The organism is Vibrio sp. 1580 (genome assembly GCF_033340055.1).
Map to the genome: position 1 here is coordinate 1 of NZ_JAWOVT010000292.1, position 703 is coordinate 703.

The following is a 703-nucleotide window of genomic DNA, read 5'->3' on the forward strand; positions in this document are numbered from 1 at the left end:
ATGTCAGGAATTGGGAGCTTTGTTCTGTCTACCGTTCCTGCCGCAACCAAACACGGAGCGAGCGCTCCGGTGATGGTCACCGTTGTTTTCAAAATATCCATTTATTGATTACCTTTTATTAGAGGGTGTTAGGATTAAAGGGCCGTCTAATGCTTGCATGACATAGCTTGCTGGATAGCCATGAGCTAAGAGCGTCGTCATTGCTTGCAAATACTTTTGTACTGAGCTGAAAAAATAGAAATAACCATCACAAAGGACGTTTTCATACTCACCAGTGTCGGAGAGATAGCGATGTTTTGGGCAGCCGCCGTTGCAGAGAGACAAGAACTGGCATTGTTTACATCGCATAGATAAGCGGGATTCTTTGTTGAACTGAAGTTCGTGATTCAGCGACATCTTGTGCAACGATGTTTCGAATACATTGCCGAGTTTCGACTCCGGGTAGGCGATATGGTCACAGAAATAAACGTCACCATTTGCTTCAACGGCATAAGACGAGCCGCATTTTTTTGCATGAATACAGTTTGGAGAGGGATTGCCAAGATATTGTGTTAATGCCTGTTCGAAGTTCGAAATGAAGACTTTTCCCACATCTTGAGAAACCCAAAGATGAAATACGTCGGTGAGAAAACGTCCGTATTCTTTGGCATCAACAGACCAAGCGATAGGTTCGTATTTCTGAGGATCTGTATGGCGTTTGTCT

At 44.0% G+C, this 703-nt stretch carries 1 protein-coding gene; it reads right to left on the reverse strand.

Translation table 11 applies throughout. From position 1 onward, the window contains the following. Positions 1–108: 108 nt before the first annotated feature. A partial coding sequence (locus R7093_RS25605; protein WP_318147069.1) for an SPASM domain-containing protein occupies positions 109–703 on the reverse strand: 595 nt, incomplete at its 5' end.